Source organism: Pseudomonas sp. TWP3-1 (genome assembly GCF_049896625.1).
Taxonomy (GTDB): Bacteria; Pseudomonadota; Gammaproteobacteria; order Pseudomonadales; family Pseudomonadaceae; genus Aquipseudomonas.
Genome location: NZ_JAFCUQ010000009.1, coordinates 161042 through 186351, shown reverse-complemented (window position 1 = coordinate 186351; position 25310 = coordinate 161042). Strand labels below are relative to the sequence as shown.

Below are 25310 nucleotides of genomic sequence, written 5' to 3'. Positions count from 1 at the left end.
AATCAGATACCCCAGAGAATCTGCACACCCCAGACGAAGTAAGCGAACATCGCGACGCCGCATACTGCCTGGAAAAGGAAACGTACTGCAGTCGCGGACTTGCCCAGCGCCATCGGCGTCAGGTAGTCGGTCGCGATGGTCCACATGCCGACCCAGGCGTGAGCGCCCAGGGCAACGAGGGCCAGCAGACTGAAGATACGCATCCCGTTGTGAGCGAACAGGCCGTGCCATTGCTCGTAGCCAATGCCAGGGTTCGCGGCGAGGTAGCCGATCAGGAAGATGAAATAAGCCGCGAGAACGACCGCAGACACACGCTGCGCCATCCAGTCATAGAGGCCCGAACGCGAAAGGTTCGTAACGCTGGTTACCATATCCAAACTCCTGCCAGAACGATCAGCACCACGGAAATGGCGATGATGATTTTCGAGCCCAGGCGGCCGCCTTCCAGCGTCTCACCGATGCCCATGTCCATGATCAAGTGGCGCACGCCGGCAACCAGGTGATACAGCAGAGCGGACAGAAGGCCCCATGCTACGAACTTGGCCAGCGGACTGGTCAAGCATGCCTTCACCTCGACATAACCTTCCTCGGAACCCAGGGATTTGCCCAATGCATAAAGCATGATGCCAAGGCCCAGGAAGAGGATGATGCCGGAAACACGGTGAAGAAACGACGTAACGCCGGTGATGGGGAGTTTGATGGTCCTTAGGTCTAGGTTTACAGGTCGTTGGCTTTTCACGGCTTTTTTTTCACACTGAAGAGCCCCTAACAATCAGGGCAAAGTTGTTGGGGAGTGCACTGGTCAGGTAACCACCACCCAGGGATGCGACCCCCAATGAAAGCAAGCCCAAAAGCCCTTGGCGGTCGGTCGCCGAGTATAGACAGTTAGGCTACTAATGACAACGCAATCACCTACCCCCAATAGCGGATTGCACAAGTTGAATAAAAGGCGTAAATGGCAGGCAATTTCGAGGAAAAAGTACGGTTAAAGCCTTCTGGAGCAAGACTTTAGGCAAATTGACATTCGAATTTATCTCACTATAGTGGTGCGGGCCCTGCGTGGGGGGTCTGTCTGATGATTTCAAGCATAAATAGGAGGCCACATGGCTGACAAAAAAGCGCAGTTGATCATCGAGGGCGCAGCCCCCGTCGAGCTGCCCATTTTAACCGGCACCGTTGGTCCCGATGTTATCGATGTTCGGGGCCTGACGGCCACGGGCCGCTTCACGTTTGACCCGGGTTTCATGTCGACCGCCTCGTGCGAATCGAAGATCACTTATATCGACGGCGACAACGGCATTCTGTTGCACCGTGGCTACCCGATCGAACAACTGGCTGAACAGTCGGACTACCTGGAAACCTGCTATCTGTTGCTCAACGGCGAATTGCCGACTGCAGAACAGAAGGCCCAGTTCGTCAGCACCGTGAAAAACCACACGATGGTTCACGAGCAGTTGAAAACCTTCTTCAACGGCTTCCGTCGCGACGCCCACCCGATGGCCGTCATGTGCGGCGTAGTCGGCGCCCTCTCGGCCTTCTACCACGACTCCCTGGACATCAATAACCCGCAGCATCGCGAAATCTCCGCGATCCGCCTGGTTGCCAAGATGCCGACTCTGGCAGCGATGGTTTACAAGTACTCCATGGGTCAACCCATGATGTACCCGCGCAACGACCTGACGTACGCGGAAAACTTCCTGCACATGATGTTCAACACCCCGTGCGAGATCAAACCGATCAGCCCGGTGCTCGCCAAGGCCATGGACAAGATCTTCATCCTGCATGCCGACCACGAGCAGAACGCGTCAACCTCCACCGTACGTCTGGCGGGCTCTTCGGGTGCCAACCCGTTTGCCTGTATCGCCGCCGGTATCGCTGCACTGTGGGGCCCTGCCCACGGCGGTGCGAACGAAGCCGTATTGACCATGCTCGATGAAATCGGCGATGTCTCGAACATCGACAAGTTCATCGCCAAGGCCAAGGACAAGAACGATCCGTTCAAGCTGATGGGCTTCGGTCACCGCGTTTACAAAAATCGCGATCCGCGCGCTACCGTCATGAAAAAGACTTGCGACGAAGTGCTGAAAGAACTGGGCATCAAAAACGATCCGCAACTCGAACTGGCCATGCGCCTGGAAGAGATCGCGCTGACCGACCCGTACTTCATCGAGCGCTCGCTGTATCCGAACGTCGACTTCTACTCGGGGATCATCCTCAAGGCGATCGGCATTCCGACCAGCATGTTCACTGTGATTTTTGCGCTGGCACGTACTGTTGGCTGGATTTCGCACTGGAAGGAAATGCTGTCCAGTCCGTACAAGATTGGCCGTCCGCGTCAGCTGTACACTGGGTATGAGTCGCGGGACATTACCAAGCTGGAAGATCGCAAATAAGGCTTCTTTTGCTTTGACGTCTTGAGTTGTATCCGGAAACGGCCTCTATTTGGATAGGGGCCGTTTTTGTTTGTTTGGTGTTTTTGGATTGGGGGCATATCCGTTTTTTTGGTAGCGGCTGCTGGCGGTTTCGCTCTTACAGCGAGTCACCTTTTCCAAACGCCGAAAAGGTAACCCAAAAGGCTTCTCCCTGGCGTACGGCACTTCGCTTAGCTCAGTGTTCCCTCGCTACGGCGCCCATCAGGGGGCATCGCCTCCGGTTTGCTTCGCTGCACCTCCTCTCGATGTATGCGGCTGCGCCGCACGGCGCTGCGCGCCTACCCCCTGATGAACGCCTACGTTCGGCCTGCCGATGGGGCTGGAGATCAAAAGCCACATCAAAAGCCGGATCAAGAGCCCCTCACTAGCCCTCTCCCGGAGGGAGAGGGGACTGACCGAGTGGCTTGGCAGAGGTGCGCCGACGTGAAATACCGAGCCGAACTCAGGCTATGAAAAGACCACAAATCGGCTCCCTCTCCTCGGGGAGAGGGCTGGGGTGAGGGGTAAATCCACCACAAAACCAAAGCCGAATCTCCCGCCCCTCACCACTCAACACAATGAGCGTTAGCTCGAGTGCAGCTCTTGATCTCGAGCACCCGTCGGCAGGCTGAGTGGAGGGATTGATCCGGGGTGGGAGCGCAGCGACCGTTTGGCGCAGCCAAACACATCGAGAGGAGGTGCAGCGCAGCAAACCGGAGGCGATGCCCCCGGATCGATCCCGGAGCGAAGGAACCCGAGCCACAGCGAGGGCCGAACGTCAGGGCAAAGCCTTTTGGGTTACCTTTTCGCTGGGCCGGCATCCCGGCGTCTGGAAAAGGTGACTCGCCGTAAGGGCGAAACCGCAAGAAGCCATCTCCGCAGCAACGGATAAACACCTCAAACTCCAATAACCGCCCACAATAAAAAATGCCCCAATCTCACGACCAGGGCATTTGCTTACAACCTAAGGCGCTTAGTGCGAAACCGCCCCACTCGCCCCCAACCCAGTCTGCGAACGCACAAATTGCGGGAAGAACAACGCCCGCTCCCTGTCCGCAGCCGCCGACTTGTCAGTGATCGAGAAGAACCAGATCCCCACAAACGCAATGATCATCGAAAACAGCGCCGGATACTCATAAGGGAAAATCGCCTTCTCGTGATGCAGAATCTGCACCCAGATGGTTGGACCAAGGATCATCAAGCCAACCGCGCTGATCAGACCCAACCAGCCACCAATCATCGCCCCACGGGTGGTCAGCTTCTTCCAGTACATCGAAAGCAGCAGCACCGGGAAGTTACAGCTCGCAGCAATCGAGAACGCCAGACCAACCATGAACGCGATGTTCTGGCTTTCGAACAGGATACCCAGACCAATCGCCAGCACCGCCAGCGCGATTGTGGTGATCTTCGAGACGCGAATCTCGTCCTTCTCGTTGGCCTTGCCCTTCTTGATCACGCTCGCGTACAGGTCGTGAGATACCGCCGAAGCACCGGCCAGTGTCAGGCCAGCCACAACCGCGAGGATGGTCGCGAAAGCTACCGCGGAAATGAAGCCGAGGAAGATGCTGCCACCGACTGCGTTAGCCAGGTGCACCGCCGCCATGTTGTTGCCGCCGAGCAGAGCGCCCGCTGCATCCTTGAACGCCGGGTTGGTGCTGACCAGCAAGATCGCGCCGAAGCCGATGATGAAAGTCAGGATGTAGAAGTAGCCGATGAAGCCAGTTGCGTAGAGCACGCTCTTGCGAGCTTCTTTCGCGTCACTGACGGTGAAGAAGCGCATCAGGATGTGCGGCAGGCCAGCGGTACCGAACATCAGCGCCAGACCGAGAGAGAACGCCGAGATCGGATCTTTCACCAGACCGCCCGGGCTCATGATCGCTTCGCCCTTGGCGTGAACCTTGATCGCTTCAGAGAACAGTGTGTTGAAGTCAAAGTTGACGTGCTTCATCACCATCAGTGCCATGAACGAGGCACCGGACAGCAACAGCACGGCCTTGATGATCTGCACCCAAGTGGTCGCCAGCATGCCGCCAAACAGCACGTACATGCACATGAGCACGCCGACCAGGATCACCGCAACATGGTAGTCGAGGCCGAACAGCAACTGGATCAGCTTACCGGCACCGACCATCTGCGCGATCAGGTAGAACGCCACTACCACCAGCGAACCGCAGGCGGACAGGGAGCGAATCTGGGTTTGCCCGAGGCGGTAGGACGCCACGTCGGCGAAGGTGTACTTGCCCAGGTTACGCAGGCGCTCGGCGATCAGGAACAGAATGATCGGCCAGCCCACGAGGAAGCCGATCGAGTAGATCAGGCCATCGTAGCCGGAGGTGAACACCAGCGCGGAAATGCCCAGGAAGGACGCCGCCGACATGTAGTCACCGGCAATCGCCAGGCCGTTCTGGAAACCGGTGATCTTGCCGCCGGCTGCATAGTAGTCGGCCGCCGAGTTGTTTTTCTTCGACGCCCAATAGGTGATGTACAAAGTCGCGCCAACGAACGCCACGAACATCAGGATCGCCGGAATGTTCAGCGGTTGTTTGGCCACTGCACCGGTCAGGGCATCAGCCGCCCAGGCACCCGGCGCGAAAGCCGCGACACTCAATAGAGCCAATAGACGCCGGATCATTGCTGAGCCTCCTTGAGAATCGCATTGTTCAGGTCGTCGAATTCGCCGTTGGCGCGTTTCACGTAGATGCCGGTCAGGATAAAGGCCGAGAGAATCAGCCCGACACCGATCGGGATGCCCCAGGTAATGGATGACTCAGGACTGATCTTCGCGCCCAGAATATGCGGCCCGTAAGCAATCAGAAGGATGAATCCGGAGTAAAGCCCGAGCATGATCGCCGAAAGAATCCAGGCGAACTTTTCTCGCTTGCTGACCAGCTCCTTGAAGCGCGGGCTGTTTTGAATCGAGAGGTAAATGCTGTCGTTCATTGTTTTTATCCTCGCAGCACAAATTTTTATAGTTGGAACATATCCACTGTATGCGGCTGCGAGCCGGGTTCCAGACGACCTTAGTAGTAGACCGCCATGACACTTGTGCCAATTTCCAGCACACACAAAAAACTGTGGGAGCTGCGGTGCGACGATTCGACTTGCCAGCGATGGCGTCGTGTCAGCCAACTGATTAGTCAACTGACAGACCGCTATCGCGGGCAAGCCCGCTCCCACAGGTATTGCGGTGCTGCTGTTATTTGGTCCAGTCAGCCACGCGCTCCGGGTGTTTGGCTACCCATGCTTTAGCCGCTGCATCAGGCTTGGCACCATCCTGAATCGCCAACATCACTTCGCCAATTTCGTCTTTCGACGCCCACTGGAAGTTTTTCAGGAACTTGGCCACTTCCGGCGCCTTGGCTTCGAGTTCTTTGCTGCCGATGCTGTTGACGGTTTCAGCCGCGCCGTACACGCCCTTCGGGTCGTCGAGGAAGCGCAGTTTCCACTTGGCGAACATCCAGTGCGGCACCCAACCGGTGACGGCGATGGATTCGTTTTTCTTCTCGGCTCGGGTCAACTCGGCAATCATGCCGGCGCCGGAACTGGCCTTGAGCGAGTACTTATCGAGGCCGTAATCCTTGATCGCCTGATCAGTCTTGAGCATCACGCCCGAACCGGCGTCAATGCCGACGATCCGGTTTTTGAAGGTGTCGTCGGTTTTCAGGTCTTCGATGGACTTGGCTTTCACATATTCCGGCACGATCAGGCCGATTTTCGCATCCTTGAAGTTCGGGCCGTAATCGACGACCAGATCCTTGTTCTTGGTCCAGTAATCGCCGTGGGTCACTGGCAGCCAGGCGGACAGCATTGCATCGAGTTTGCCGGTGGCAACGCCTTGCCACATGATCCCGGTGGCGACGGCTTGCAGTTTCACGTCGTAGCCGAGTTTCTGCTTGATCACTTCGGCCGCCACGTGGGTGGTGGCGACGCTGTCGGACCAGCCGTCAACGTAACCGATGTTCAGGGTCTTGGTTTCCGCACTGGCAGCTGTTGCGCCCATCGCCAGCACCAGAGCGGCACCTGCGCCTAAAAGTCGTCGCATCTTCATCGTTACTTCCCCGAAATGCTGCGCCCGACGGATGCCGGGCGACGTCAACGTATTGTTATGGTGCACAGCGCCCATCACGCCTGACCGCAATCTGGATCGAATGTCAGTGCGCTTTATCAACAGAGAGCTGACGGCTTTGATCATCAACCTGACGCCCATCGCGACCTGCTCTGCCAGCGACCTCAAGCCATCGAGAAACGACATCAGAACGCCATTAATCTCGCGCCGGGAAAGCGCCTCGGGCAATCCGCCCGAACTTTGCATGTCAAAGTGATGCGGGCCACCTGACAGTTGTTAAATGCAGGTAACATGCGTCGCTTTGCAGCCACTCGGCCTGACCATGTCCGCGACTTCACGCTCTCCTCTTCTTCCTTATATATTCGCCAGCCTGCTCGGGCTGTTTGCGCTTTGCGGCTTCTGGTATGGCCTCGGAAAACCGGTGATTCTGCCGGACGCCGCCACGCCGACGCACAAGCTGCAATGCGCCTCCTACACCCCGTTCGATAAAGATCAGTCGCCGTTCGACGTGCCGTTCAAACTGCGCCCCGAGCGCATGGACGCCGACCTGGCCTTGCTCGCCACGCGCTTCGAATGTATCCGCACCTACTCCATGACCGGCCTCGATGCTCTGCCGGATCTGGCGCGCAAGCATGGCTTGAAGTTAATGATCGGCGCCTGGGTCAACAGCAACCCGGTAGATACCGAGAAAGAAGTCGATCTGCTGATCGCTTCGGCCAATGCCAACCCGGATGTGGTCAGCGCGGTGATCGTCGGCAACGAAGCCTTGCTGCGCAAGGAAGTCACTGGCGCGCAACTGGCTCGCTTGATCAACAAGGTCAAAAGCCAGGTCAAGCAACCGGTAACGTATGCGGATGTCTGGGAGTTCTGGCTCAAGCACCCGGAAATCGCGCCCGCGGTGGACTTCCTGACCATCCACTTGCTGCCGTACTGGGAAGACGATCCGTCGAGCATCGACGCGGCATTGCAACATGTGGCCGAGGTGCGTCAGGTGTTCGGCAACAAGTTCGCGCCTAAAGACGTGATGATTGGCGAAACCGGCTGGCCGAGCGAAGGCCGTCAGCGTGAAACCGCCCTGCCGAGCCGGGTCAATGAGGCCAAGTTCATTCGTGGTTTTGTCACCATGGCCGAGCACGAAGGCTGGCATTACAACCTGATTGAAGCCTTCGATCAGCCGTGGAAACGCGCCAGCGAAGGCGCGGTCGGCGGTTATTGGGGCCTGTTCGATGCAGATCGTCAGGACAAAGGCATCCTCGCCGGCCCGGTGTCGAACGTGCCGTACTGGTCGCAGTGGCTGGCGGTCGGCGGTTTGATTTTCCTTGGCACGCTGTTGCTCGGCGGTCGCGTGCGCAGCACTCGTTCAGCGTTGGTGCTGCCGCTGCTGGGCGCCCTCGCCGCGTGTTCGATTGGCGCGTGGGGCGATCTGGCGCGAGTGACCACACGGTTTGCCAGTGAATGGTTGTGGGTCGGCTTGCTGACGGCTTTGAATCTGCTGATCCTGGCGCACGCCGCGTTGACCTTGAGCGCGCGCACCGGCTGGCGTGGGCGCGCGTTCAATCTGCTGGAGCGTCGCGCGGGCTGGCTGGTGTCGGCGGCGGGGTTTGCCGCAGCGGTGATGATGCTGGAGCTGGTGATCGATCCGCGTTATCGCAGCTTTCCGAGTGTGGCGTTCATTCTGCCGGCGCTGGTTTACCTGTGCCGACCGGTGAGCGTGCCGCGTCGCGAGATTGCCTTGCTGACCTTCATCATCGGCGCGGGGATTGCGCCACAGTTGTTTGTTGAAGGATTGCTTAATCAGCAGGCGTGGGGTTGGGCATTCGTAAGTGTGTTGATGGTTGCTGCGTTGTGGCGCTGTTTGCGGGTTCGCAACTGATCTTTAGCGCCTGCTAAGCCCCCATCGCTGGCAAGCCAGCTCCCACAGTTTTTGTGTCGTACACACATGTTGTGTTCAGCAATTATCCTGTGGGAGCTGGCTTGCCAGCGATGACTGACCGTCAGGCGCTACGGGACTGTCTGACCAACCGCAACCCGGCAATCACCACCGCAAACACCGCCAACGTGGTGTTGTACAACGCCAGTGCCGGCAACCCGACCACCAGCGCCAGCACCGCCAGCCACCATCCGGCACGCCCCGGCACGACAAAACCGAGCAGCGCCGCAGCCAATGCTGTCCAACCCAACACCTTGAAGTGAATCATCCAGCCGAGGTTCGCGCGCAGTTGGCATTCCCAGCGGCTGGCCTCATCGATACAGACGCCGACCCACTGCCCGTCCTCCATGAAACCGTAACGCGCGCCATAACTGGCGGCCAGCCAAAGTGGCAGCAAAACGAGCAGCAGAATCACGGGCAAGCGGCGGGACATGGAACGCTCCAATCATCGAAATCGGCGGCCAGCTTAATCTGCCACCACTCATACGCAAGCGCTAACAACACTTAACTGGCCATCCAATCACTGCAAAGTGTATCGTTTAGCTACTATTACCCCGAATTCTGCCTGTTTGGTGCCGAGGCATGGCACTTTGGCGCAACGGCGGTGGTCATAGCCTGCGAACTTCATTCGGCACCTTCCTTTAAGGGATTCAGTCATGCTCCATTCCTTGCGCTTCGCCGCCTTCTTTGGCGGCCTTATTTTGAGTGCGTCCGCACTGGCGGTGGATATCGACGCCGCCAGCTATGGCTATCCCTTGACCAATCCGTTCGAGGCGACCATTGCCACGACGCCGCCGGATTTGCGCCCGGAGCTGCCGCTGGACGAAGACATCAATCAGTCCGACCGCAGCCTCACACTGCGCCCGGAGCGTGAGTTCACCCTGCCGGACAATTTCTGGGCAGTAAAAAAGCTGACTTACCGCATCGCCACCCAAGACAAGCCTGCACCGCTGATCTTCTTGATCGCCGGCACCGGCGCACGCTATGACAGCACGCTCAACGAATACCTGAAAAAGCTGTATTACAAGGCTGGTTACAACGTCGTGCAGCTGTCCTCGCCGACCAGTTTCGACTTCATCAGCGCCGCATCGCGCTTCGCTACTCCGGGCGTGACCAAGGAAGACGCCGAGGACATGTACCGGGTGATGCAGGCCGTGCGTGCGCAGAATCCGAAAGTTGCAGTCACCGAGTATTACCTCAGCGGCTACAGCCTCGGTGCACTCGATGCAGCCTTTGTCGCGCATCTGGATGAAACCCGCCGCAGCTTCAACTTCAAGAAAGTCTTGCTGCTGAACCCGCCGGTCAACCTCTACACCTCGATCACCAACCTCGACAAGTTGGTCCAGACCGAAGTGAAAGGCATCAACAACAGCACCACCTTCTATGAACTGGTGCTGAGCAAGCTGACTCGCTACTTCCAGCAGAAAGGCTACATCGACCTCAACGACGCCCTGCTCTACGACTTTCAACAGTCCAAGCAGCACCTGACCAACGAACAGATGGCGATGCTGATCGGCACCTCGTTCCGTTTCTCGGCGGCTGACATCGCGTTTACTTCGGACCTGATCAACCGTCGCGGCCTGATCACGCCGCCGAAATACCCGATCACCGAAGGCACCAGCCTCTCGCCGTTTCTCAAGCGTGCGCTGCAATGCGACTTCGACTGCTACCTGACCGAACAGGTGATTCCGATGTGGCGCGCCCGCACTGATGGCGGCAGCCTGCTGCAACTGATCGATCAGGTCAGCCTGTACGCGCTCAAGGATTACCTGCACGACAGCCCGAAAATCGCCGTTATGCACAACGCCGACGACGTGATTCTCGGCCCGGGCGACCTCGGTTTCCTGCGCAAGACCTTTGGTGATCGCCTGACTGTTTACCCACTCGGCGGCCATTGCGGCAACCTTAACTACCGCGTCAACAGCGACGCCATGCTGGAGTTCTTCCGTGGCTAAATATCTCCTGCTGACTGCAGCGTTACTCTGTGCAGGCGTGGCCCAGGCCGACAACAGCAAAGCCAATGCACCGGTGGTCATCGACAGCGACGGCTTCAAAGAGCCGTTGACCAAACTCAAATTCAACCCGGGCCTGGATCAGCGCGAATTCGAGCGTTCGACGCTCAGCGCGCTGAACGTCTACGACCCGCTGGAAGAGTGGAACCGTCGTGTTTATCACTTCAACTACCGCTTCGACCAATGGGTGTTCCTGCCGGTGGTCGATGGTTATCGCTACATTACGCCGAGCTTTTTGCGTACTGGCGTGAGCAACTTCTTCAACAACATTGGCGACGTGCCGAACCTGGTCAACAGCCTGTTGCAGTTCAAAGGCAAGCGCTCGATGGAAACCACCGCGCGCCTGCTGCTTAACACCACCATCGGCATCGCCGGCCTGTGGGATCCGGCCACCTCGATGGGCCTGCCGCGCCAGAGCGAAGACTTCGGTCAGACCCTGGGCTTCTACGGCGTACCGGGCGGCGCCTACTTCGTGCTGCCGATCCTCGGTCCGTCGAACATCCGCGACACCGCCGGCCTCGCCGTGGACTACACCGCAGAATCGGCGATCAACTTCCTCAACGTCTCGGAAGTCAGCTCCAACCACCCGGAATTGTGGGCACTGCGCGGCGTCGACAAGCGCTACCAGACCAGCTTCCGCTACGGCCAGCTGAACTCGCCGTTCGAGTACGAGAAAGTGCGTTACGTGTACACCGAATCGCGTAAGTTGCAGATCGCCGAGTAAACCCGGCAGCCACAAAAAAGGGCCATTCGATGCGAGTCGAATGGCCCTTTTTGTTTGCGTCAGGTTTAACCTTTCAACGCTTTCCACAGCTTGCCGATCACCATCACGCCGGCCAACACCACCGCGCCGGCGATAATCCCCGCCACGGCGTTGAGCAGCGTCGGCACCACAAACCCGGCACCACCGGCCGCTGCGCTAACGCCTTCGATCCAGTGATGCACCACCGGCACGCCGTGGGTAAGGATGCCGCCGCCGACCAGGAACATCGCCGCCGTGCCGATCACCGACAGGCTTTTCATCATGTACGGCGCTGCACGCAGGATGCCGTTGCCGATGCTTTTGGCCATTTTCCCAGGCTTCTGGGTCAGCCACAGGCCGAGGTCGTCGAGTTTGACAATGCCCGCCACCAGGCCATAAACACCGACAGTCATGACGATGGCGATGCCCGACAGTACGATCACTTGCTGAGTCAGCGAAGCGCCGGCCACGGTGCCGAGGGTAATGGCAATGATTTCCGCCGACAGAATGAAGTCAGTGCGGATCGCGCCTTTGATCTTGTCTTTCTCGAACGCCACCAGATCAGTCGCGGGATCGGCGACTGCTTCGGTCAGTTGCGCATGCTCCGCTTCGTCTTCAGCCTTGCTATGCAGAAACTTGTGCGCGAGTTTTTCGAAACCTTCGAAACACAGGTAGGCGCCGCCGACCATCAACAGCGGCGTCACCAGCCATGGCACGAACGCACTGATCGCCAGCGCCGATGGCACGAGGATCAGTTTATTCAGGAACGAGCCCTTGGCCACCGCCCACACCACGGGAATTTCCCGCTCGGCGCGCACCCCGGAGACCTGCTGGGCGTTCAGCGCCAAGTCATCGCCAAGCACCCCGGCGGTCTTTTTGGCGGCCATTTTGGTCATCAACGCAACGTCGTCGAGTACGGCGGCGATGTCGTCGATCAGCACCAGCAAACTGCTTCCTGCCATGAATCATGTTTCCTTCTGTGAATAATGCTGCGCAGCATAGCGCGACCGCAGACCACATGGTGCATTGTTGAGCGCCGCGTGAGGCCGGTGCTACCATGCGCAACCGCCAGAACAGGCAAGGAACCACCTGGTTTATGAGCACTATCCGCGAGCGCAACAAAGAACTGATCCTGCGTGCCGCCAGTGAAGAATTTGCCGACAAGGGCTTCGCTGCGACCAAAACCAGTGACATCGCGGCCAAGGCGGGGTTACCCAAACCCAACGTCTACTACTACTTCAAGTCCAAGGAAAACCTCTACCGCGAGGTCCTGGAAAGTATCATCGTGCCGATTCTGCAAGCCTCGACGCCGTTCAACGCGGACGGCGTGCCGAGCGAAGTGCTGAGCGGCTACATCCGCTCGAAGATCCGCATTTCGCGCGACCTGCCGTTTGCCTCGAAGGTGTTCGCCAGCGAAATCATGCACGGCGCTCCACACCTGAGCGCCGACTTGGTGGAACAGCTCAACAGCCAGGCCAAGCACAACATCGACTGCATCCAGACCTGGATCGACCGCGGCCAGATCGCCCCGCTCGACCCCAACCACCTGATGTTCAGCATCTGGGCCGCGACCCAGACCTACGCCGATTTCGACTGGCAGATTTCTGCGGTGACCGGCAAGGACAAACTGGACGAGGCGGATTACGAGGCAGCGGCGCAGACGATTATTCGGTTGGTACTCAAGGGGTGTGAGCCGGACTGAAATACCGCGGTGACCGCATCGCTGGCAAGCCAGCTCCCACAGGGTTTTGTGTCGTGTGCGAAATCGACATTCGACACAGCAACCTGTGGGAGCTGGCTTGCCAGCGATTGCGGCGACACGGTTTCAGCTCAAACCCAAATCGCATCCCACAGTGGATAGTCGCCTAGCTTTTCAACCAGTCCAGCCCGCAATGGATTGGCCACCACATACCGCGCCATTTTCACCAAATCCTCTTCGCGCCTCAGTGCACGGTCATGATAGCCCTGCTGCCACAGCGGCCCAGTCCTGCCACTGCGAAGATTCACCTCTCGAGTGCTCAGAGATTTGGTCTCACGCATCAGTTTGCGCAGGGAGCAATTTTCCAGTTCGACCAACCAGTGAAAATGATCAGGCATGACGACCCAAGCCAGCGACTTGGCTAACCCGAGATCTTGTGCGCGGCGAAATTGATGAACGACCAATCGTCCCAAAGCAAAGTCAGCGAAAACCGGCTCACGATTGAGGGTGTTGGTGGTCAGTAGATAGATTCGATCAGGTTCGGCATAGCGGCCGGCTCGCAGACGATGTGAAGCGGAAAGATCAGGCAATCCGTTGCCTCTTGATGATGAATTCATCAAGAGGCTAGACCTCAATGATCCATCTAGCTGGACCCGTCTGTTGTCTACATGTGTCTGTGAGGCCTCCATCGCTGGCAAGCCAGCTCCCACAGGGACTAGTGTCGATCGCAGAATTTGTGTTCAACACAGCAAACTGTGGGAGCTGCGGTGCGACGATTCGACTTGCCAGCGATGACTATCGATCAGACGCTAACGATCCAACAGCCATCCGAGGTTTTCAGACCTCTTCACCCATCAACCAGCGCAGTGCTTGCGGGAGTGAGGTGCTCCAGTCGTCGGGGAAGACGTGCCCACCCTCGTGGGTGCGGGACTTGACCTCGTTACCATCGCTGAACAGTTTGCGGAAATCGGCGCTCATCTGCTGATTGCCCGGGCCTTCTTTCTGGCCATTGACGACAAACACACGCTTGCCGCGAGCCTTGCTTTCGGTTGGCGTCGGCTGCATGCCGCCGGGGGACAACAGCAGCGCGCCGGCGTAATCGTCCGGATGCTGCGCCAACAAGGCGCCGGCATGTTGCGAGCCTTGGGAGAAGCCCATCAGGAACACCCGTTTGCGGTCGATGCATTGTTGCGCTTCCAGGGCTTTGAGGCCCTGCTGCACCGTCTGATGGGTGCCTTCGAAGCCGGGGCCGATCCAGCGGAAGCTGTCGACTGCGTTGATCATCTGCGTGCCGTTGATCCCCAGAATGATTGCGCCAGTATCGGCCAGCGGTTGGTAGCCCTCACCCAGCTCGCCATTGACACCATAACCGTGCAGCCAGACCACGACGGGGCGGCAGGCTTTTGGCACAGGAATGTTCGCCGACGGGTTGAGCACGGAAATCGCGCCGACCTTGCCCACAGCGATTTTCTTGTAGCGCTCCTGCGCGTTGGTCAGCACCGATTTATAGGTGGCGGTCTCGCGCAGCTCAGAGAAATCTTCGTCACCGGCCAACAGCGGGCCGAACCACAGGCCGCGATCATCGGCTTCTTGCAGATAGCGCAGTGCGAGTTTGTCATCACCACGCCGGGCAAACAGTGCGGCAACCTGATAAGGCGCAAGGATTTGCTTGGGATCTTCACGGCTGGCAGCCAGATAAACTGCGATCGCCTGCAAGGTGTCAGTGTCTGACAGAGTCTCGGCGCGTTCCATCAGTTCGGGAACATCGTCGGCGTTGAGCAGCGCAGAAACTACCGGACTGAGCGCGTTGAAAGCGATTTCGTCGGGATCGAGCTGTTCGGCGGCATGCAGAAAAGAGCTGCTGAGGGTCATGGCCGTGGCCAGAGAGATGGCATATAGCGTCTTCACGCTGATCTTCCTTGATACAAAAACGGGGCGGCAGTCTAACGACAGCGCCCCGTTTCGTCATCACCACAATGCCAGCCGTGGCAATTTAGCTCAGATCAAGCCGCCACGCCTGCATCGGCGCGCAGATCCAGCGCCTCCACCGCTTTGATCGCCACCTGCTCATCAATATCCGACACATCGCCACTGATGCCGATCGCCCCCAGCACATTCCCCGCCTGATCGCGGATCAACACACCACCCGGTGCCGGCACGACGCTGCCCTGGCCCATGCTGTTGAGTGCGGCGAAGAACGCCGGGCGTTGCTGAGCATCCACTGCCAGCAGACGCGAGCCCTTACCCAGCGCAATGGCGCCCCAGGCTTTGCCGATGGCGATGTCCGGGCGCAGCAGGCTCGCGCCGTCTTCGCGTTGAAGGGTGACCAGATGGCCACCGGTATCGAGTACCGCGATGGTCAGCGGGGCTGCGGAGATTGCGCGCCCTGCGGCGATGGCCTGATCGACCAGGTTGACTGCAACTTTCAAGGTTAAAGCGCTCATGGTGCCGTCCTCATTTTGTTATAGGGAAAGCTGTTGGCTGCGCGAAAGTGCCGCAGCTCGATCCAACAAATAGAACACAATGAGTTATTTTTTTGTATACAATAATTCTCGAAAATCGCCCCACGCGACGAAAAGCCACAGTAGATACGGCTTCCGACGAATGAAACGGGCGCTTGAGAAAATGGATTGACCTGCGCCGTCCGCCGTGAATAAACTCTGCGCAAAGCCACTTGTATACAATTACAAAACGTAAGAGGCACAAAACCATGAGCAAAATGAGAGCAATCGAAGCCGCCGTTCTGGTGATGCGCCGTGAAGGGGTTGATACCGCTTTTGGCATTCCCGGCGCTGCGATCAACCCGCTGTATTCCGCCCTGCAGAAAGTCGGTGGCATCGATCACGTCCTCGCTCGCCACGTTGAAGGCGCCTCGCACATGGCCGAGGGCTACACCCGCACCAAGGCCGGCAACATCGGCGTGTGCATCGGCACTTCCGGCCCGGCCGGTACCGACATGGTCACCGGTCTGTACAGCGCCTCCGCCGACTCGATCCCGATTCTGTGCATCACCGGCCAGGCGCCGCGTGCTCGCATGCACAAGGAAGATTTCCAGGCTGTCGACATCACCAGCATCGTCAAACCGGTGACCAAGTGGGCGACCACTGTTCTGGAACCGGGCCAGGTGCCTTACGCGTTCCAGAAAGCCTTCTTTGAAATGCGCTCCGGTCGTCCAGGCCCGGTGCTGATCGACCTGCCGTTCGACGTGCAGATGGCCGAAATCGAATTCGACATCGACGCTTACCAGCCACTGCCGCTGTTCAAGCCGACCGCCACGCGCATTCAGGTTGAAAAAGCCCTGGCCCTGCTCGATCAGGCCGAGCGTCCATTGCTGGTCGCCGGTGGCGGCATCATCAACGCTGACGCCAGCGACTTGCTGGTTGAGTTCGCTGAGCTGACCGGTATTCCGGTGATCCCGACCCTGATGGGTTGGGGCACGATCCCGGACGATCACCCGTTGATGGTCGGCATGGTCGGTTTGCAGACTTCGCACCGTTACGGCAACGCGACCATGTTGAAATCCGACGTGGTGCTGGGCATCGGTAACCGTTGGGCCAACCGTCATACCGGTTCGGTTGACGTCTATACCGAAGGTCGCAAGTTCATTCACGTGGATATCGAAGGCACGCAGATCGGTCGCGTGTTCACGCCGGATCTGGGCATCGTTTCCGACGCTGCTGCTGCGCTGACCGTGTTCATCGAAGTCGCGCGTGAATGGCAAGCCGCCGGCAAACTGAAAAACCGCAGCGCCTGGCTGCAAGATTGCCAACAGCGCAAAGCCAGCCTGCATCGCAAGACTCACTTCGACAACGTGCCGGTCAAGCCGCAGCGCGTTTACGAAGAAATGAACCAGGTGTTCGGCAAGGACACCTGCTACGTCAGCACCATTGGTCTGTCGCAGATTGCGGGCGCGCAGTTCCTGCACGTCTACAAGCCGCGGCACTGGATCAACTGTGGTCAGGCCGGCCCGTTGGGCTGGACCATTCCGGCAGCGCTGGGCGTGGTCAAGGCCGATCCGAGCCGTAAAGTCGTGGCCCTGTCGGGGGACTATGATTTCCAGTTCATGATCGAAGAACTGGCGGTCGGCGCTCAGTTCAAACTGCCTTACATCCACGTCGTGGTGAACAACTCGTACCTGGGCCTGATCCGTCAGGCGCAGCGCGGGTTCGAGATGGACTACTGCGTGCAGCTGTCCTTCGATAACCTCAACGCGCCGGAACTCAACGGTTACGGGGTTGACCACGTCGCAGTTGCCGAAGGCCTCGGCTGTAAAGCACTGCGTGTGTTCGAACCGTCGGAAATCGCCCCTGCCCTGCGCAAGGCCGAACAGATGATCGAAGAGTTCAAAGTGCCGGTGATTGTCGAGATCATTCTGGAGCGTGTGACCAACATCTCCATGGGAACCGAGATCAACGCCGTCAACGAATTCGAAGACCTGGCACTGGTCGGCAACGACGCGCCGACGGCGATTTCGTTGCTCGACTGATTGCCTTTAGCCCCCTCTCCCTTGGGGAGAGGGCTGGGGTGAGGGAACGATGTTGTGTCGTTCGCGGGATTTTGGGCCAACCTTGATTCTCCCCTCACCCTAACCCTCTCCCCCAGGAGAGGGGACTGATCGCGTTTAGTCTGACCCACCGTGTCAAATCCGCTTTTAGGAGACCACCATGCCGCGTTTCGCAGCCAACCTGTCCATGCTGTTCACCGAACAGGATTTTCTTGCCCGTTTCGACGCCGCCGCCAAGGCCGGTTTCAGCGGTGTCGAGTACCTGTTCCCGTACGATTTCAGCTCTGCCGAAATCAAGGCCAAACTTGATGCCAATGGCCTGACCCAAGTGCTGTTCAACCTGCCGGCCGGTGACTGGGCCAAGGGCGAGCGCGGGATTGCCTGCCTGCCGGATCGGGTTGAAGAGTTCCGTGCCGGGGTCGATCTGGCCATCGCGTATGCGCAGGTTCTCGGTAACACTCAGGTCAACTGCCTGGCCGGCATCCGGCCGCAAGGCGTGGACGATGCCACCGTTGAGAAGACCTTCGTCGCCAACCTCAAGTACGCCGCCGACAAGCTGCAAGCGGCAGGTATCAAACTGGTGATGGAAGCGATCAACACCCGCGACATTCCAGGTTTCTACCTGAACAACACCGCGCAAGCCCTATCGATTCGCGAGCAGGTCGGCAGCGCCAATCTGTTCCTGCAATACGACATCTATCACATGCAAATCATGGAAGGCGATCTGGCCCGCACCCTGCAATCGCACCTGGGCGAGATCAACCATGTGCAACTGGCGGACAACCCTGGGCGTAACGAGCCGGGGACTGGCGAGATCAACTATCGCTTCCTGTTCGAACACCTTGATCGCATCGGATATCAGGGCTGGGTTGGCTGTGAGTACAAACCGCTGACCACCACCGAGGCTGGCTTGGGCTGGCTCAAGAGCCACAACGCAATCTGAACAAAAATACAAAACCCTGTGGGAGCGGGCTTGCCCGCGATGGCGGCGGCACACACAACAAATATGTTGCCTGACCCACCGTCATCGCTGGCAAGCCAGCTCCCACAATGAATTTGCTGCGTCTCCAAGACTACATTGCAGCATCAGAATAAAAAGAGGATTTTCTCATGGCTAAAATCGGATTTATCGGCACCGGCATCATGGGCCACCCAATGGCGGCGAACCTGCAGAAAGCCGGTCACAGCCTGTTCCTGTCCGCGCACCACGACGCGGCCCCGGCTGATCTGGTCGCCGCTGGCGCCATCGCCCTGGCCAATCCGCGCGAAGTCGCGCAAGAAGCGGAATTCATCATCGTCATGGTGCCGGACACCCCGCAGGTCGATGACGTGCTGTTCCGCGCCGATGGCGTTGCTGCGGGCCTGAGCAAAGGCAAAATCGTCATCGACATGAGCTCGATTTCGCCGACCGCCACCAAGGCGTTCGCCGCGAAGATCAACGAAAAAGGCGCGCAATACATCGACGCTCCAGTCTCCGGTGGTGAAGTTGGCGCCAAGGCGGCTACCCTGAGCATCATGATCGGTGGCGACGCCGATGCCTTCGAACGCGCACTGCCGCTGTTCCAGGCCATGGGCAAGAACATCACGCTGGTCGGTGGTAATGGCGACGGTCAGACCGCCAAGGTTGCCAACCAGATTATCGTGGCGCTGAACATTCAGGCCGTTGCCGAAGCCCTGCTGTTCGCTTCGAAAAACGGTGCCGATCCAGCCAAGGTGCGTGAAGCGCTGATGGGCGGTTTTGCGTCCTCGAAGATTCTTGAAGTACACGGCGAGCGCATGATCAAAGGCACCTTCGATCCGGGCTTCCGCATCAGCCTGCACCAGAAGGATCTGAACCTGGCCCTGCAAGGCGCCAAGGAGCTGAACATCAACCTGCCGAACACCGCCAACGCCCAGCAAGTGTTCAGCACCTGCGCAGCGATCGGCGGCAGCAACTGGGATCACTCGGCGCTGATCAAAGGCCTGGAACACATGGCCAACTTCTCGATTCGCGATAAAAAATAATCCGCGCCTGTGGCTCGCTCTCTGTGGGAGCGGGCTTGCCCGCGATGGCATCGACTCGGTTTTCCTGAATGACCGCGGTGCCTGAATCGCTGGCAAGCCAGCTCCCACAAGGACCGCGTCGCTGCACCGTTGTCGCTTTATCCCAATAACAAGAATTCCGGGAGCCCGCCATGTCGGTCGATCCGCAACAACTGCTGCGCGAGCTGTTTGCCACAGCCATCGACGCGGCTCATCCGCAGCAAGTCCTTGAAGCTTATCTGCCAGCCGACCGCAGTGGTCGGGTGATTGTCATCGGCGCCGGTAAAGCCGCAGCCGCCATGGCGCAAGTGGTCGAGCGCTGCTGGACCGGCGAAGTCTCCGGGCTGGTAGTGACCCGTTACGGTCACGGCGCACCGTGCGAAAAAATCGAAGTGGTCGAAGCCGCGCATCCGGTGCCGGACGCCGCTGGTCTGGCCGTGGCCAAACGCGTGCTGGATCTCGTTAGTAACCTGACGGAAGACGACCGCGTGATCTTCCTGTTGTCCGGCGGCGGCTCTGCCCTCCTCGCCCTGCCGGCCGCAGGCATCACCCTCGCCGACAAGCAATCGATCAACAAAGCCCTGCTCAAATCCGGCGCGACCATCGGCGAGATGAACTGCGTGCGCAAGCACCTCTCGGCGATCAAGGGCGGACGGTTGGGCAAGGCCTGCTGGCCGGCGACTGTGTATACCTACGCGATTTCCGATGTGCCGGGCGACCTCGCCACGGTCATCGCTTCGGGGCCGACCGTGGCCGACCCGAGCACCAGTGCCGAAGCGCTGGCGATCCTCAAACGCTACAACATTGAAGTGCCGGCCTCGGTGCGCAACTGGCTGCAAAGCCCTGAATCGGAGACCGTCAAACCCGGCGATCCGAGCCTGGCACGCAGCCATTTCCAGTTGATCGCCCGGCCACAGCAATCGCTGGAAGCGGCGGCGGTGAAATGCCGTCAGGCCGGTTTCAGTCCGCTGATTCTCGGTGACCTGGAAGGCGAATCGCGCGAAGTCGCGAAAGTCCACGCCGGTATCGCGCGGCAGATCGTCCAGCACGGCCAGCCGCTGGCGGCGCCTTGCGTGATTCTGTCTGGCGGCGAAACCACAGTCACCGTGCGCGGTAATGGTCGCGGTGGCCGCAACGCCGAATTCCTCCTCAGCCTGACCGACAGCCTCAAAGGCCTGCCCGGCGTCTATGCGCTGGCCGGTGACACCGACGGCATTGACGGTTCTGAAGACAACGCTGGCGCGATCATGACCCCGGACAGCTACGCCCGCGCCGCCGCCCTCGGTCTGAGCGCCAGCGACGAACTGGATAACAACAACGGCTACGGCTATTTCGAGGCGCTCGACGCGCTGATCGTCACCGAGCCGACCCGCACCAACGTCAACGACTTCCGCGCCATCCTGATCCTCGAGAGCCCAAAACATGACGCCTGATAAAAAGGTCAAAATCCTCGCCACCCTCGGGCCTGCAGTCGACGGCATAGCGGACATCCGTGAACTGGTCGAGGCCGGGGTAAATATCTTCCGCCTGAACTTCAGCCACGGCGATCACGCCGACCATGCCAAGCGCTATCAGTGGATCCGCGAAGTCGAGCGCCAGCTCAACTATCCGCTGGGCATCCTGATGGATCTGCAAGGGCCGAAACTGCGGGTTGGCAAATTCGCCGACGGCAAAGTGCAACTGCATCGCGGCCAGGCCTTTCGCCTTGATCTGGATGCAACGCCGGGCGATGAACGCCGGGTGAATCTGCCGCACCCGGAGATCATCGAAGCACTGCAAGCGGGTATGGATCTGCTGCTCGACGACGGCAAACTGCGTCTGCGCGTGGTCACCAAATACGCCGACGCGATCGACACTACGGTGCTGAATGGCGGCGAACTGTCGGATCGCAAAGGCGTGAACGTGCCGCAAGCGGTGCTCGATCTGAGTCCATTGACGGCCAAGGATCGGCGCGACCTGAGCTTCGGTCTGGAGCTGGGTGTGGACTGGGTCGCGCTGTCGTTCGTGCAGCGTCCGCAAGACATCATCGAGGCCCGCGCGCTGATCGGCGACAAGGCGTTCCTGATGGCGAAAATCGAGAAGCCGTCGGCAGTTGAACAACTGCGCGAGATTGCTGAGCTGAGCGACGCGATCATGGTTGCCCGTGGCGACCTCGGCGTGGAAGTACCGGCCGAAAGCGTGCCGCAGATCCAGAAGAACATCATCAGCACTTGCCGCGAACTGGGCAAACCGGTGGTGGTGGCGACGCAGATGCTTGAGTCGATGCGTTTCTCCCCGGCACCGACCCGCGCCGAAGTCACCGACGTCGCCAACGCGGTGGCCGAAGGTGCCGATGCGGTGATGCTCTCGGCGGAAACCGCGTCCGGCGAGTACCCGCTGGAAGCGGTGCAGATGATGAGCAAGATCATTCGCCAGGTTGAGAATGGCCCGGATTATCAGACTCAACTCGACGTTAGCCGACCGAAAGCCGAGGCCACCGTATCCGATGCAATCAGCTGCGCGATTCGTCGTATCAGCAATGTGTTGCCGGTGGCGGTGCTGGTCAATTACAGCGAGTCCGGCACCTCGAGCTTGCGTGCGGCGCGCGAGCGGCCGAAAGCGCCGATTCTCAACCTGACACCGAACCTGCAAACCGCTCGCCGCCTGAGCGTGGCGTGGGGCATTCACTCGGTGGTCAATGATCGGCTGCGCCAGGTTGACGAGGTGTGTTCGACGGCACTGGAAATCGCCCAGGCGCAAGGGATGGCGCAGCGTGGCGATACGTTGTTGATCACTGCGGGCGTGCCGTTTGGCCAGCCTGGATCGACTAACTCGCTGCGTATCGAGACGCTGATCTAAAGATAGCTACACAACCTGTGGCGAGGGAGCTTGTCGAGTCGTCGCACCGTCCCGCTCGGCTGCGTAGCAGTCGTTGCTTTTAGGGCATGACGGTTTTCACAGAAGAACCGCATTGACCCATTTTGGGGCCGCTTCGCGACCCAGCGGGAGCAAGCTCCCTCGCCACAGGTATATGCAAGACCTTTTGATTTTCCAACTGCCCAGATTTTCTCAACATGCCTGCCAATCATTTCAACACCCACTGCCCCGACTGGGCCGAGGCTTTGCTCAACGGTTTCAGTCAGATTTTCCTGCAGCGCCATCCGCTCTGCGGTTTGTTGTGCCTGTTGGCGATTTTGTTCACCGCGCCGGTGTTGTTCGCCGGCGCGCTGCTCGGCGCGGTCGCCGGGTTGCTCACCGCGCAACGGCGCAACTACGCCAAGGCTGATCGTCAGGCTGGATTGTTCAGCTACAACGGCGTGCTGCTCGGGTTGTTGCTGAGCCTGTATTTCCCGTGGTCGCCAATGCTGCCGCCGCTGATTCTCGCCGCTGGCGGCCTGAGCGCGATGATTACGCAGCAGTGGCTGAAGCGTGTACGCATCGCCGAGCGTCTGCCCGCCTATACCGCGCCCTTCGTGTTGCTGAGCTGGGTGTTTTTGCTGTTCGCCGAGCCAGCGGCACCCGAGCCGGTGCTTGAGCTGGACACTTTTAATCTTCTCGCTGCGGCGCTCAAAGGCTTCGGTCAGGTGATGTTGCTCGATGATCCGCTGGCCGGAGCATTGATCGCCACGGGTTTGCTGGTCGCCGATCGCCGGGCGTTTTGCTGGGCGTTGCTGGCTTCGATCATCGGGTTGGGTTCAAGCCTGTTGCACCACGACAGCCAGGTCGCACTGATGGGCCTCGGCAGCTACAACGCCGTGCTCGCCGCCCTCGCCTTCAGTGCGCAGCGCCAGCAGCCATGGTTGCCGCTGTTCGGCATCGGCCTGGCGCTGTTGTTGACGCCGCTGTTCAGCGCCATCGGAGTAGCCACGCTGACTGCGCCGTTCATCCTCGCCTGCTGGCTGCTGCGCACCGGCATCCGGTGGATGCAGCAACCCGCGCCTTGCGCTCATGGGGAGAATCAACCTAGGCTTCGCTGATCATTGGTTCAGGCGGTATCCATGGACAGCAGCAAAAACTGGCGTGAAGAACTTTACGTCATGGTTTTCCAAAGCGACACCAAGGCCGGGCGGCGTTTCGACGGCATCCTGTTGTTGATCATCCTCGCCAGCATTGTCATCGTGATGCTCGACAGCATCGACTCCATTCACCAGAACTACGCCGATGTGCTGGCGTACATCGAGTGGGGCTTCACGCTCATCTTCGCCATTGAATACGGCCTGCGGCTGTATTGTTCGCCCAAACCGTTGCGCTATGCGTTCAGCTTTTATGGGCTGGTGGATTTGCTGGCTATCGTGCCCGGCATTCTTGCGCTGTATTACGCCGACGCGCAGTACCTGCTGATCATCCGCATCATCCGGATGCTGCGGATTTTCCGCGTGCTCAAGCTCAGTCCGTACCTCAAGCAAGCCAACTATCTGATGTCGGCGCTGCGCGGCAGCAAGCAGAAGATCGTGGTGTTTCTGGTCAGCGTCTGCACATTGGTGACGGTGTTTGGCACGCTGATGTATGTGATCGAAGGCCCGGAACATGGGTTTACCAGCATTCCCAAAGGCATCTATTGGGCAATCGTGACTCTGACCACCGTGGGCTTCGGCGACATCGTGCCGAAGACTCCGTTGGGCCAGGTTATTTCGTCGCTGGTGATGATCACCGGTTACTCGATCATTGCCGTGCCCACCGGGATTTTCACCGCCGAACTGGCCAATGCCATGCGCGGTGAACAGTTGCAACACGACTGCCCGGTGTGCAGAAAGAACAGCCATGAACACGGCGCGGCATTCTGCTCGCGCTGCGGTAATCAGCTGTTCAAGAAACTGGAATAAGCAAAGTCCTTTTTAATCTTTAAAGGACTATGCACGCCCGGCTATAGTCGCTGGCAAAACGGTATCACCCCCAATACAGAACAAGGAATGCGCAGTGAAAAAACTCTTTGGCGCCTCACTTCTCGCCGCCGGTCTGGCCTTCGGTAGCGTGGCTAACGCCGCACCAACCCTGCTCAACGTTTCCTACGACGTGATGCGCGATTTCTACAAAGACTACAACGCTGCCTTTCAGAAACACTGGCAAGCCGAGCACAAGGAAGCCATCACGGTTCAGATGTCCTTCGGCGGTTCGAGCAAGCAGGCGCGTTCGGTAATCGATGGCCTGCCGGCCGACGTCATCACCATGAACATGGCGACTGACATCAACGCCCTGGCCGACAACGGGCAACTGGTGCCGAAAGACTGGGTCACCCGTCTGCCGAACAACAGCGCGCCGTTCACTTCGGCCACCGTATTCATCGTGCGTAAAGGCAACCCGAAAGCCCTGAAAGACTGGCCGGATCTGCTCAAGGATGGCGTGCAAGTCATCGTGCCCAACCCGAAAACCTCGGGCAACGGCCGCTACACCTATCTCTCGGCATGGGGCTACGTGCTGAAGAATGGCGGTGACGAAAACAAAGCCAAAGACTTCGTCGGCAAACTGTTCAAGCAGGCGCCAGTGCTGGATACCGGGGGCCGTGCCGCGACCACCACGTTCATGACCAACCAGATCGGCGACGTGCTGGTGACCTTCGAAAACGAAGCGGAAATGATTGCCCGCGAGTTCGGCCGTGATCAGTTCGAAGTGATCTACCCAAGCGTCTCCGCCGAAGCCGAGCCGCCTGTGTCGGTGGTCGACAAAGTGGTCGACAAGAAAGGCACCCGCGACGCTGCCAATGAATACCTGAAATACCTGTGGTCGCCGGAAGGTCAGGAAATCGCTGCTGCAAACTACCTGCGTCCACGTGACCCGGCGGTGCTGGCCAAGTACACCGACCGTTTCCCGAAAGTCGACTTCCTGTCAGTCGAGAAAACCTTCGGTGACTGGCGCACGGTGCAGAAGACCCACTTCAATGATGGTGGGGTGTTTGATCAGATCTACAGCGGGCAGTGATGCCTGAGCAATAACCGAAAAGGCGACCT

The 25310-nt window shown here is 59.0% G+C and carries 23 protein-coding genes; 13 read left to right on the top strand and 10 right to left on the bottom strand.

Going from position 1 to position 25310, the window contains the following annotated elements; translation table 11 throughout:
• Window positions 1–2 precede the first annotated feature (2 nt).
• Complete coding sequence (sdhD, locus tag ACP7BN_RS14905) at window positions 3–371, bottom strand: succinate dehydrogenase, hydrophobic membrane anchor protein (protein WP_045057756.1); 369 nt, start codon at window positions 369–371, stop codon at window positions 3–5.
• Window positions 365–739 (bottom strand): succinate dehydrogenase, cytochrome b556 subunit, encoded by a 375-nt coding sequence (gene sdhC / locus ACP7BN_RS14900; protein ID WP_420648030.1) that lies wholly within the window; start codon window positions 737–739, stop codon window positions 365–367. Before sdhC ends, sdhD begins: the two co-directional genes overlap by 7 nt.
• Window positions 740–1103: 364 nt before the next feature.
• On the opposite strand from sdhC, the gene gltA reads away from it, so the two are divergent.
• Window positions 1104–2393, top strand: coding sequence for a citrate synthase (gene gltA, locus ACP7BN_RS14895; protein WP_071486445.1), 1290 nt, complete (start codon window positions 1104–1106; stop codon window positions 2391–2393).
• A gap of 991 nt (window positions 2394–3384) precedes the next feature.
• On the opposite strand, the gene ACP7BN_RS14890 is transcribed toward gltA, so the two are convergent.
• From ACP7BN_RS14890 to ACP7BN_RS14880, 3 genes are all read right to left on the bottom strand, one after another.
• On the bottom strand, window positions 3385–5043 hold the full coding sequence (locus ACP7BN_RS14890; RefSeq protein WP_426205021.1) for a cation acetate symporter: 1659 nt from the start codon (window positions 5041–5043) through the stop codon (window positions 3385–3387).
• The gene (locus ACP7BN_RS14885; RefSeq protein WP_266018425.1) at window positions 5040–5351 is read right to left on the bottom strand and encodes a DUF485 domain-containing protein; all 312 of its coding nucleotides are present in this window, start codon (window positions 5349–5351) and stop codon (window positions 5040–5042) included. Before ACP7BN_RS14885 ends, ACP7BN_RS14890 begins: the two co-directional genes overlap by 4 nt.
• 256 nt (window positions 5352–5607) lie before the next feature.
• The gene (locus ACP7BN_RS14880; protein WP_426205019.1) at window positions 5608–6459 is read right to left on the bottom strand and encodes a glycine betaine ABC transporter substrate-binding protein; all 852 of its coding nucleotides are present in this window, start codon (window positions 6457–6459) and stop codon (window positions 5608–5610) included.
• A gap of 298 nt (window positions 6460–6757) precedes the next feature.
• Here ACP7BN_RS14880 and ACP7BN_RS14875 point away from each other — a divergent pair, with 298 nt between their 5' ends.
• On the top strand, window positions 6758–8350 hold the full coding sequence (locus ACP7BN_RS14875; protein ID WP_426205017.1) for a beta (1-6) glucans synthase: 1593 nt from the start codon (window positions 6758–6760) through the stop codon (window positions 8348–8350).
• A gap of 121 nt (window positions 8351–8471) precedes the next feature.
• On the opposite strand, the gene ACP7BN_RS14870 is transcribed toward ACP7BN_RS14875, so the two are convergent.
• Window positions 8472–8840 carry a hypothetical protein gene (locus ACP7BN_RS14870; RefSeq protein WP_426205015.1) on the bottom strand — a complete coding sequence of 123 codons (369 nt, stop codon included), beginning with the start codon at window positions 8838–8840 and terminating at the stop codon, window positions 8472–8474.
• Window positions 8841–9063: 223 nt separating this feature from the next.
• On the opposite strand from ACP7BN_RS14870, the gene ACP7BN_RS14865 reads away from it, so the two are divergent.
• Complete coding sequence (locus ACP7BN_RS14865; RefSeq protein ID WP_426205013.1) at window positions 9064–10362, top strand: serine/threonine protein kinase; 1299 nt, start codon at window positions 9064–9066, stop codon at window positions 10360–10362.
• A complete protein-coding gene (locus ACP7BN_RS14860) occupies window positions 10355–11143 on the top strand; it encodes an MlaA family lipoprotein (protein ID WP_426205011.1) in 789 nt (262 codons plus the stop codon). Before ACP7BN_RS14865 ends, ACP7BN_RS14860 begins: the two co-directional genes overlap by 8 nt.
• A gap of 65 nt (window positions 11144–11208) precedes the next feature.
• On the opposite strand, the gene ACP7BN_RS14855 is transcribed toward ACP7BN_RS14860, so the two are convergent.
• Window positions 11209–12123: a DUF808 domain-containing protein gene (locus ACP7BN_RS14855; RefSeq protein ID WP_426205009.1), complete on the bottom strand. Its 915-nt coding sequence runs from the start codon at window positions 12121–12123 to the stop codon at window positions 11209–11211.
• Window positions 12124–12257: 134 nt separating this feature from the next.
• On the opposite strand from ACP7BN_RS14855, the gene ACP7BN_RS14850 reads away from it, so the two are divergent.
• The gene (locus ACP7BN_RS14850) at window positions 12258–12863 is read left to right on the top strand and encodes a TetR/AcrR family transcriptional regulator (RefSeq protein ID WP_420648022.1); all 606 of its coding nucleotides are present in this window, start codon (window positions 12258–12260) and stop codon (window positions 12861–12863) included.
• Between the two features lie 128 nt (window positions 12864–12991).
• Here the strand turns inward: ACP7BN_RS14850 and ACP7BN_RS14845 are convergent, their stop codons facing one another.
• From ACP7BN_RS14845 to ACP7BN_RS14835, 3 genes are all read right to left on the bottom strand, one after another.
• Window positions 12992–13450, bottom strand: a complete 459-nt coding sequence (locus ACP7BN_RS14845) for an REP-associated tyrosine transposase (protein ID WP_426205008.1) — start codon at window positions 13448–13450, stop codon at window positions 12992–12994.
• A 247-nt stretch (window positions 13451–13697) separates the two neighbouring features.
• Window positions 13698–14768, bottom strand: coding sequence for an alpha/beta hydrolase-fold protein (locus tag ACP7BN_RS14840; protein WP_426205006.1), 1071 nt, complete (start codon window positions 14766–14768; stop codon window positions 13698–13700).
• Window positions 14769–14863: 95 nt separating this feature from the next.
• On the bottom strand, window positions 14864–15304 hold the full coding sequence (locus ACP7BN_RS14835; protein WP_426205005.1) for a GlcG/HbpS family heme-binding protein: 441 nt from the start codon (window positions 15302–15304) through the stop codon (window positions 14864–14866).
• Window positions 15305–15570: 266 nt separating this feature from the next.
• On the opposite strand from ACP7BN_RS14835, the gene gcl reads away from it, so the two are divergent.
• From gcl to ACP7BN_RS14795, 8 genes are all read left to right on the top strand, one after another.
• Entirely contained in the window at window positions 15571–17346 is a 1776-nt protein-coding gene (gene gcl, locus ACP7BN_RS14830) for a glyoxylate carboligase (protein WP_420648018.1), read from the top strand.
• Window positions 17347–17524: 178 nt separating this feature from the next.
• Window positions 17525–18307 (top strand): hydroxypyruvate isomerase, encoded by a 783-nt coding sequence (gene hyi, locus ACP7BN_RS14825; RefSeq protein ID WP_134785770.1) that lies wholly within the window; start codon window positions 17525–17527, stop codon window positions 18305–18307.
• Window positions 18308–18474: 167 nt separating this feature from the next.
• Complete coding sequence (locus ACP7BN_RS14820) at window positions 18475–19368, top strand: 2-hydroxy-3-oxopropionate reductase (protein WP_426205002.1); 894 nt, start codon at window positions 18475–18477, stop codon at window positions 19366–19368.
• 170 nt (window positions 19369–19538) lie between these two features.
• Entirely contained in the window at window positions 19539–20819 is a 1281-nt protein-coding gene (locus tag ACP7BN_RS14815; protein WP_426205000.1) for a glycerate kinase type-2 family protein, read from the top strand.
• A complete protein-coding gene (gene pyk, locus ACP7BN_RS14810) occupies window positions 20809–22224 on the top strand; it encodes a pyruvate kinase (protein WP_426204998.1) in 1416 nt (471 codons plus the stop codon). Before ACP7BN_RS14815 ends, pyk begins: the two co-directional genes overlap by 11 nt.
• A 215-nt stretch (window positions 22225–22439) precedes the next feature.
• Window positions 22440–23342, top strand: coding sequence for an urea transporter (locus ACP7BN_RS14805; RefSeq protein ID WP_426204996.1), 903 nt, complete (start codon window positions 22440–22442; stop codon window positions 23340–23342).
• A 21-nt stretch (window positions 23343–23363) separates the two neighbouring features.
• Complete coding sequence (locus ACP7BN_RS14800; RefSeq protein WP_426204994.1) at window positions 23364–24188, top strand: ion transporter; 825 nt, start codon at window positions 23364–23366, stop codon at window positions 24186–24188.
• A gap of 94 nt (window positions 24189–24282) precedes the next feature.
• Window positions 24283–25281: a sulfate ABC transporter substrate-binding protein gene (locus ACP7BN_RS14795; RefSeq protein ID WP_426204993.1), complete on the top strand. Its 999-nt coding sequence runs from the start codon at window positions 24283–24285 to the stop codon at window positions 25279–25281.
• The last annotated feature ends 29 nt before the right edge of the window (window positions 25282–25310 follow it).